Source organism: Paenibacillus sp. UNC499MF (genome assembly GCF_900107975.1).
In the GTDB taxonomy this organism is placed as follows: domain Bacteria; phylum Bacillota; class Bacilli; order Paenibacillales; family NBRC-103111; genus Paenibacillus_F.
Window position 1 is genome coordinate 152,617 of record NZ_FNVF01000012.1, and the last position, 9,332, is coordinate 161,948.

At 54.0% G+C, this 9,332-nt stretch carries 8 protein-coding genes; 3 read left to right on the forward strand and 5 right to left on the reverse strand.

What is annotated here, in order from left to right:
- Both C4S74_RS20890 and C4S74_RS20895 read right to left on the reverse strand, forming a co-directional pair.
- Entirely contained in the window at positions 1 to 1,488 is a 1,488-nt protein-coding gene (locus C4S74_RS20890; protein WP_103997275.1) for an NAD(P)/FAD-dependent oxidoreductase, read from the reverse strand.
- Positions 1,489 to 1,716: 228 nt separating this feature from the next.
- Positions 1,717 to 2,259 (reverse strand): N-acetyltransferase, encoded by a 543-nt coding sequence (locus tag C4S74_RS20895; RefSeq protein WP_103997276.1) that lies wholly within the window; start codon positions 2,257 to 2,259, stop codon positions 1,717 to 1,719.
- 385 nt (positions 2,260 to 2,644) lie between these two features.
- On the opposite strand from C4S74_RS20895, the gene C4S74_RS20900 reads away from it, so the two are divergent.
- On the forward strand, positions 2,645 to 3,088 hold the full coding sequence (locus C4S74_RS20900) for a hypothetical protein (RefSeq protein WP_103997277.1): 444 nt from the start codon (positions 2,645 to 2,647) through the stop codon (positions 3,086 to 3,088).
- Between the two features lie 137 nt (positions 3,089 to 3,225).
- Here C4S74_RS20900 and C4S74_RS20905 read toward each other — a convergent pair whose 3' ends face one another.
- A complete protein-coding gene (locus C4S74_RS20905) occupies positions 3,226 to 4,746 on the reverse strand; it encodes a cell wall metabolism sensor histidine kinase WalK (protein WP_258042562.1) in 1,521 nt (506 codons plus the stop codon).
- A gap of 221 nt (positions 4,747 to 4,967) precedes the next feature.
- Positions 4,968 to 5,810, reverse strand: a complete 843-nt coding sequence (locus C4S74_RS20910) for an aldo/keto reductase (RefSeq protein ID WP_103997278.1) — start codon at positions 5,808 to 5,810, stop codon at positions 4,968 to 4,970.
- 280 nt (positions 5,811 to 6,090) lie between these two features.
- On the opposite strand from C4S74_RS20910, the gene C4S74_RS20915 reads away from it, so the two are divergent.
- Both C4S74_RS20915 and C4S74_RS20920 read left to right on the forward strand, forming a co-directional pair.
- A complete protein-coding gene (locus C4S74_RS20915) occupies positions 6,091 to 7,089 on the forward strand; it encodes an ABC transporter substrate-binding protein (RefSeq protein ID WP_103997279.1) in 999 nt (332 codons plus the stop codon).
- 153 nt (positions 7,090 to 7,242) lie between these two features.
- The gene (locus C4S74_RS20920; RefSeq protein ID WP_103997280.1) at positions 7,243 to 8,964 is read left to right on the forward strand and encodes an AraC family transcriptional regulator; all 1,722 of its coding nucleotides are present in this window, start codon (positions 7,243 to 7,245) and stop codon (positions 8,962 to 8,964) included.
- Positions 8,965 to 9,021: 57 nt separating this feature from the next.
- Here the strand turns inward: C4S74_RS20920 and C4S74_RS20925 are convergent.
- Positions 9,022 to 9,332, reverse strand: a 311-nt coding sequence (locus tag C4S74_RS20925; RefSeq protein ID WP_146065516.1) for an IS3 family transposase, incomplete at its 5' end; no start/stop codon positions are given.

Consider the following 9,332-nt stretch of genomic DNA (forward strand, 5'->3'; position numbering starts at 1 on the left):
TCAGACCGTTTCGTAAGCCGTTTCGGAAAACGCCGGGACGATCTTCCCAAGAGCCGCGGACAGGCAGCCGCTCCCTTCTCGAAGAAGCTCGTCAAGCAGCGCCCTGCCCTCACCGGAGGAAGAAAGCACCTCGCGAACCAGATCCGGCTGGAACAGGTGATCCGGAGGCAGGGAAAGCGTATTGACGGCCCAGTACAGGCCGAAAAATTTCATATTCTTTTCACCGGTCGCATATTTCAGCACCAGGTTCATATATCTCCGGCCGAATTCGATACCCATCAGGGGAACGGCACCCGAATACGAGACGCCCTCCCAGCGGAGATCGGCCGCGCAGTTTAACCACCAGGCAGGCTCGATAACGTCCTGGAGACGGCGCAGCACACTGCGTTCGAACTCCGGAGAAGGGGCCGGCTCCAGAATCTGCTTCCGCAGACAGGCTTCCAGAGCCTCCGCTTCGATGGCCGCCACCGTCATCCCTTGTCCGAAGATCGGATCGTAGATGCAGAAAGCGTCGCCGAGAACAAGCAGGCCCGCGGGCCAATCCGTCATCTGCTCGAAATGCCGGCGGTACAGCTGCGGCACGCGGAATCCTCTCGGAGAAGCGGCCGGCTCCAGTTCTCCGAGAATTTCGGCGAGGGCGGAGCCGGGGAGCGCGGCGGCGGCTTTTTCATATTCGTCATCTCTCGTAGGCGGGTATTGTCCTCCCGGACGGTACAACAGCATTTCCGCCCGGTTGTTTTCGATAAAAGACAGCACGCCCGTAAATGTACCTCTAGCCGGCTGCCCGGCGATATTAATCACATCCCATTCCTGGATGAGATGCTCCTTGCCGGCCGGTACCTTGTACCTGCGGGTACTGTATCCGAGGTCCACGTTCAGGTAATCGGAAGGGGGCACCTTCAGCCCCATAAATTCCAGCCATTTCGTCAGACCGGACAGCCTGCCGCCAGTATCGATAACGAGATCCGCCGGATACGGTTTCTCTTCTCCGCTTCTGCTTCTGCCGCGGACAACCGCTCCCGTCACTTTCTTCCGGTCCGGCGTGCTCATAAGCCGAACGGCCTCATGACCCGGAAGTAAAGACACATTCGGGATGCGTTTCACCCGTTCCCGGATGACCCATTCCAGAAGCGCTCTTGTGAACTTGATATCACTGCGCGGATAGGGCCCGCTGATCGTTCCGTACTCGTTCGTGTTCGTCACGGTTTTGTTCAGAGAAGAAAGCGCGCCCAGCTGAAGCAGATCCTCCTCATAGCCGGGAAAATAACGCTCGAAAATCGTCTTTCCGCGCTGCGTAAAACGATGCGGATGATAACCGTGAGGCGTGCCGGAACGATCGGCGGGCTCCAGTGGAAATTCGTCTTTGTCGATAACGAGCACCTCTTCATAAAAATCCGCGAGCACCCTGGCGGCCAATAATCCGCCTATGCTCCCTCCGATTACAAGCGCTTTTCTTTTTTCGCGATTACCGTTGTCAGGTGTGTTCATCTAATACGCTCCTTCTTTTGATTGATTTATTCAGTCAATTTCCATATAAAAAATTTTCTGCCACTAAAGCGGTTATTACTTGGATAATTGATTTATGATTGATTAATTCAGTCAATATTAGATTAAGACAGATTTTTCCATTTGTCAATAGGTTTCAACAGCAGAGCGATACCACAAAAAAATCCCGCCCTTTGCAAGGACGGGAACGGGAGCGGAGGATACTCAGCGCTAAGGCAGTATGAATTCGTACAGACTGAATCCCCCGGACTCGCCTATATAGGTATAGCCGCAGTTTTTGTAAAAAGCGTTCAAAGTCTCATTGCCGGCGATGCAATCCAGACGAATGCGGTCTTTCCCCGGAAATGACATTTCCCGTCCGATCCAGTCCATCACCGTTCTTCCCAAACTTCGGCCCGCTTGTCCGCGTTCAACGACCAGACGGTGAAGGTAAACGGCGGTCCCGGTTTCTCCGGGGTCCAGACGCCAAAGATTGCGGTCCCACTCGGCGGGTTCCTGCTGGAGAATTACACAGGCCAGGAGCGTACCTTCCGTCCCCTTGAACACGACAACCTCTCCCCGTTCCAGAGCGCCGGCCATATCGTGATCGTCACTGCCGGACAGCAGTCCGGACCACTGGGTCGATCCTTTGCTCCGCAGCCATTTTGCGGTATCCACCATCAGGCGTTCAATTTCCGGGTATTCTTCCATACCCGCTATATTCGCCCGGATCTCAGAATTAACTTGTTCGTTCAGGAGTATCATAGTCGGCATAGAACACCTCTGTTCAGCTTGTATATTTTGCCGTCTCGCCCGGCTACGTGATTGTACCATAACCGGCGGCGGCATTTCTAACAGCACGTGGCGGAGTAAAAGGACATAGGGAGACGGCTCGTGCCTGCGGCTGAATTCTGTATTCCCTTCGTTCTTCAGGAACGGAAAAATTCCGGCGGATAGCGATACCGCAGGAATGGAGCCGGGAAGCGTATAGCCGATTTAGAGTTCCAGCAGGAGAAAACAATCAGGTACGCCGCGGGCCGGAACGGCTCAATGCGAACCGGCCGCGCAAACAGTCGTATGAGTGATTCCTGCGGGTCCGCCGCGGGTAAGTAACGCTCACCGCAGTTAACCCTCCACGGGAGACAAGGAAAGGTGAGCTATGAACCGAACACGCCCCTCATGGCCGAAAAGAATCGCAATCTTCCTGTTCGCCGTCTTTTTCGCCGGCGCTTGCTTCTATCATTTTAAAGAGGCCGAAGGCTTTGCCCGTATGCTGCCGGAATTCGTCCCCCTTCGGGTTCCGATAATCTATGCGACAGGCATCCTGGAGCTTGTGCTTGCCGTTCTGCTCCTTGTGCCTTCCTTGCGCAGGAAGACCGGAGTGATCATCGCCGTCTATCTCGTGCTGGTGTTTCCGGCGAATATTTACGCGGCCCTGTACCACATTCCCGCGCCGTCCCAATCGTATACGCCGCCTTCGCTGCTGTGGCTTCGGCTTTTGTTCCAGCCCCTTCTAATCTGGTGGGTGCTGTGGGCATCGTCCGAACCGGCAGCGGACAATCCGCGCCTTGAAGAACTGCCGGCAAAGAAACTCTTCATGTAAGCCTACGGCCGGAGCAGACTACAGTCAGATTTAATTAATGACATTAACCATATTAATTAACGCCGTTAATTACTTAAAATCTTTGCCGTCCCTTCCCCCAAAAGCTGCTGTATTCAGCGGCTTTTCCCTGTGGTTCTTTAAAGTGCCTGTTCCCTATCCGGCTGGGAGGAAACACCTGTACCTAAAGATCCCGTTTCCGCTTCCTCATAAGCGGCAGGCACGACCGGAAGCCGGATCGTAAACCGCGTGCCCTCGTTCCGGCGGCTTTGAATATCGACGGTACCGCAATGCTCTTCCAATATCCATTTCGCTATCGATAATCCGAGTCCGGTACCCGGCGTTTCGCCTCTAGAAGGATCGGCCCGGTAAAATCTGTCGAAGATATGGGGAATATCTTTCTCATCCATGCCGATACCCGTATCCTCGATGATAAGCTCCACATATTCTTCCCCGGCCTTTGAGTAGAACCTGACAATGCCGTTTTCCGTATACTTGAAAGCATTTTCCACAAAAATAAAGAGAAGCTGCTGCAGGTAATCACGGTCGCCCACAACGAACAAAGATTGAACCTCGTCCAAAGGCCCGGCTTGAAACTCGGCGGATTTCGCCAGTACCTGGGATTTGCGGACAACATCCTGGACGACGGCGCTAATGCTCAGCCTGTCTTTTCTCAGATGCAATCCCGAATCGGCACGCGCCAAGGTAAGCAGATTGTGGACGAGCCTGCCCATCCGGCTGGCCTCGTCGGCAATATCGTGAATAGCTTCAATGGAAAGGTCGAGCCGGTCCAGGTCCATTCTCTGCTCCGGTGTCTGCCGGAACGACTGCCACGCCTTTTGTAAAAATTCCGCATTGCCGCTTATCGTCGTCAGCGGCGTTCTCAGCTCGTGAGAAGCGTCTGCCACAAACCTCCGCTGGGTCATATACGACTTGTCCAGTTCCCCGTACATGTGCTGAATGCGTTCCAGCATGCCGTTGATGGTCGAGCCCAGCAGGCTCACCTCGTCTCCCGTAGGTTTAACGGCGATCCGGTTGCCGAGATCGTCGCTTTTCTGAATTTGGCGGGTCGCTTCAATCAAGGCGTATACAGGCTTTAACGCCCGCTTGGAAGAAAGCCACCCCATAAACGAAGCCGTACAGACGACCACGAGGGAGAGCAGTATCAGCACCAGACGGAGTATAGACAGAAATTTGTCGATCAGGCCGATGTTATAAGCGGACTGCAGCACGCCCACGAGCTTCCCGTTCAGCAGCAGCGGCTGGTTGTAGATAAGGAAGGGCGTTTGCTGGACATCTTCCGTGATGTAGTAGCCCTCCTTCTTCTTACCGGCGGCATCTTTGGAGAAAGGCAGCTCCACCTGGCCCAAATTAGGCGTCCTCGCCTTGTCGCCGTTGATCAAGTTGACGAGCTGCAGGAACATGCCCGACTGGACGGTATCGACATGGTCAAGCTGTATGTCCAGATTTGAACCCAGCGGATCCACTTTGAGCTTATAAGTGACACTCTCCTGCAGGACTTCCGTCTGCTCTTTGAGCGAATCTTTAAGGTCGTTCATGAAATAGATTTGCAGAAAGCTGTACAGGACGATTCCGAACAGCAGCAGTGTCGCGGAAAGAATACCCGAATATAACAAAGTCAGCCGCATGCGTATAGACATAGCTTCCTCCAGGATTTTTCCTTGATTATCCTTTACGAATCTTAAAAGCAACTTAATAGAACCTAAAAATTGCTTCCGGCAGGCCGAAGCAGAAAATGCAAAAAAAGCCGTCCGGGGACGGCTTCAGGACAACGCTTATCATGGCGCGCCGCTGCACCGGCCCGGATGACTCAGCCCGGGCCGGCGGCAGTGGAGCGCTTTTTTCAAAGGTAAATCAATCTTTAGAAATCAAAGTTGTCCGGGTCCGGACCGACTCTTTTGTTTTCGTTCAAGGCGCTGATCCGGCTCATTTCGTCCGCCGTCAGCTCGAAATCGAACACGCTTGCGTTTTCGATAATGCGGTGCTCTTTCGTCGATTTCGGAATGGTCACGACGCCGTTCTGCAAATCCCATCTCAGAATAACTTGCGCGACGGACTTGCCGTAACGGTCTCCGATCGTTTTCAGCACCTCGTTATCCAGCAGCCCGCCCTGCATAAGCGGAGACCACGCTTCAAACTGGATTCCCTGCTCGCGGCAGTAAGCGCGCAGCTCTTCCTGGGTCAAGCGGGGGTGGAATTCAACCTGGTTGACCATCGGTTTGATTTTCGCATCCTGCAGAAGATCCTGCAAATGATGGACATGGAAGTTGCTGACTCCGATCGACCGGGCTTTGCCCGACTCGTAGATCGCTTCAAGCGCGCGCCACGTGTCTTTGTATTTCCCTTGGACCGGCCAGTGGATCAGGTACAAATCCAGGTAATCCAGGCCCAGCTTGCGCAGACTGACTTCAAATGCCTCTAGGGCAGCCTCATATCCCTGGTCCGCATTCCAGACCTTCGAAGTGACGAAAATTTCTTCGCGTGATAGGCCCGTTTCGGCAAGGCCCTCCCGGATTCCTTGGCCGACCCCTTCCTCGTTGCCGTATACGGCAGCCGTATCGATACTCCGGTACCCGTTTTTGATAGCCGTTTTAACCGCTTCTACCAATTCGGGTCCTTCCTCTACTTTAAAAACGCCGAGACCGAGCCAAGGCATGTTAACTCCGTTGTGAAGAGTGATTGTATCTTGCAGACTTCCAGTCATTTCCGGATGACCTCCTGTTGTTTAGGCTAAGATGTAGCATGTCCTATTATGCGGCTTACTTACTCTTTCGTGAAGTAAGCACTTTAAAGTACGATAGGTACTTCTATGCGCCCTAGGCACTTGAAAGTACCCGGGTCCGGACTCGCCCAATTTTTGTACAAAATCAAAATCCGTGCCGTGGATTTGTCCATTGCCGGCCGCAGCCGCCTACGCTATGATAACAACAGCCGATAATGAGAATCATTATCGATACATAAGACTGATGGAGGCTGACCGACTCATGAAATTGGCACGATCTGTTTCAACTTTGCTCTTCACTACCCTGCTAAGCGCCGCCTTATTAAGCGGGTGCGCTGGCGCCGGATCACAGAAATCCGGTGATGCCGCAGGCACACATACCGGAAATCCGACGGGCTCCCCCGCCTCCGCTGCCGATAAATCCGCCTCCACTCCCCGCAAAGTTACGGATTACAAGGGGCATACGGCCGAAATTCCGGCCGCCCCCAAGAAAGTCATTTTTTACGGGGAGACATTCAGCGACCTTGACGCTCTGGGCGTACAGGCCATCGGAACGGCAACCAACTGGCTCCACGGCACGGTGTATGCGGACAAGCATAAAGACATTACGGATATCGGGTCCCCCATCAATCTGGAGAAAGTGCTGGAGCTGGGGCCTGATCTCATCCTCACGGGAAGTACCGACGAGAAAGAATACGAGCAGTTGAGCAAAATCGCTCCAACGCTCATGTTCAATACGTTCCTGCCTCTGAAAGAACGGCTTCTTCAGCTCGGCGATCTTCTGGGCAAAAAGCCGGAGGCTGAGAAATGGCTGGCCGGTTACGATGCACGTTCGGAAGCGATGTGGAAGACTCTTCATGACGCGGGAGTCAAACCGGGCGAAACGGCTTCCGTGTTTACCTATTATCCCGGCAACCGTCTCTTCGTAATGGCAAGCACGGGGCTCTCCCAGGTTCTCTACGACAAGAACGGATTTCTGCCGACCCAGCCGATCCGGGCCGTGCTGGACGAAAAGGCCGGTTTCAAGCAAATTTCGCCGGAGGTTCTCCCCAAAGTGGCCGGTGACCGCATCTTTATTCTGACTCCGGTAGTCAAGGAAGCGCAGCAGTCGACGGAGGAACTTCTGAAAAGCCGGATTTGGCTCGATCTTCCGGCCGTGAAGAACGGAAACGTCTACACGCTTGATATTCTCAAGTCCGGCAGCGACGCCGCTACGAGAGAATGGCTTTTGAACGAAATACCGAACCTGCTCAAAAAATAAACAGATCTCACTAACATGTACCGTTCTTCTCAGCAGCAATACTCGGAGGCATATTTTAAAAGAAGCTTTCAACATCTGTTGAAATGCTTCTTTGTTTTAGTTACAATGTATTTAATTGATAATGATTATCAGTATCAAACAGGATGTGATTTTATGCCTTCTTCCGATCCCGGCTCTCTTCCTTTACGTTCGCTGCTGTTCCAATTCGAGGCTGCCGAAAAAATCGAACCCGGTACGTATGCCCCCGTTTCGGTACCCGAATTCGATGCGGACGAAAAACCGGATCTCCATACGCTTCTGCTCATTAGCGCCGGTACCGGTACGCTGAGAGCGGGAGATGAAACTTTTTTCTGTGCACCCGACAAATGTTATATGATCCCGCCGGGGACTTCATACCGGCTCCGCACGGACAGCGACCGGTGCTTGACGTTCTACCGCATCACGTGCCGAATCGTCGTTTGCGACGGCTCACATTCGTCTTTGTTCCTGAATCCGCTCATTCGGGGCCGTGTGGAATGGGCGGTCTATCCTTTCGCGAAAGCCGAGCGTTTTGCCGAACTGCTCGCGGAGTCCGAGCCCTCCGGTGAATTACAGCATTTTTACCGGCAGCTGCAGTTTCAGGAACTGATGGGTTTTCTGCTGGAGCACAATTTGAAAAGCCCCGAACCGTCGAGCAGCGCACATGCGGTGGAGAACAGCATCCGCTACATCCGGGAGCACTACAGACGTCCGATTACGGTAAAGTTTCTGGCTGAGCAGGCACAGGTTCCCCACTGGCAGTTCAGCACGATTTTTCAGGAACTGACGGGCAAAAAGCCGCTGGATTTCCTGAACGAGCTCAGAATCGAGAAAGCCAAGGAATGGCTGCGATCGACACGGGACCCATTGCGGGAAATCGCTCGGCGGGTAGGCTTTGCCGATGAATATTACTTCAACCGGCGCTTCCGGCAGCTTACCGGCGTCACTCCGAGACAATACAGCCAGTCTCTGCAAAAAAGGACCCGGCTTAAAGACTGGACGGGTCATGAAGTCGAAATTCCCGCGCTCCCCCGCCGGGTGATTTATCACGGGGAAACGTTCGGGGATCTCGCCGTCCTGGGTGTGGAAGCCATAGGCGGAGGCTATCCGTGGATTAATCAGGCAGGCCGTCTCCAACCTCCGGTCAAAGACCTGGGATTTCCGATCAACCCGGCTCTCACCCAGGCGCTGAAGCCCGATCTCATCATCGTCTCAAGCGAAGATGAGTCGCAGTACGATACCCTTCGCGCGATTGCCCCCACGCTCACGTTCGATTCCTTCGCCCCCATTGGCGAGCGGATGAAGCTGCTGGGGGAAATTCTCGGCAGACGCCGGGAAGCGGAAACCTGGCTCGCCCGCTATGAGGAGAAAGCCTCCGCCATGTGGAGCCGGCTGCAGAATTGCCTGCGGGCGGAAGAGACCGCGTCCGTGTTCACATTTGCCAGGGGCCGTTTTTTTGTGATGGGCACGATCGGCCTTTCCTCCATGCTCTTCCATCCGGACGGTTTCCGGCCGGCCGGCAAAACGCGCGGACTTCTCGATAAGAACCTCTCTTATCTCGAACTTTCGCCGGAAGACATGAAAAATTATGCCGGTGACCGGCTATTTGTGCTGCTCCCGTCGGATCCGGAATCCCGCCGGGCCACCGCCCGGCTCATGCGGTCTCCTCTCTGGACGGAGCTTCCCGCTGTCCGCAGCGGCTGCTGGTACGCGGTCGAAGCGGACGAGTGGAATTTCGCCGACGCCATCACGATGGAGAAATTTCTGGGCGAGCTTCCCCGTCTGCTCGGCAAAGAAGCGCAGTTCATACCCGCCCGTGGCGGCGCTCCTTACCGCCGCAAGCCGGATGAAAGCTGAAAAACCCTGCCGATCGCAGCGTGGTCAAGCCCCCATTTAACGGACATTGAAAAAAGCCTAGGCTGCAAGCTGGCGTCGATACTCCATCGGCGTCAGCTTGTTTAGCTTTCGCTGTGGACGATGATGGTTGTAAAAATGGATGTAATCCGAAATTCTTTTTTGTGCTTCATCAAGACTTCGGATATTATACAAATAGAGCCCTTCCGTTTTGAGATGCGAGAAGAAGCTCTCCATGGAGGCATTGTCTAAACAATTGCCCCGCCTAGACATGCTGATTCGGGCGCCAACCTTTGGCAGCATGTCGTGATACGCGTGAGACGTGTACTGGAATCCTTGATCGCTGTGAACGATCAATCCGGTCACGTCTT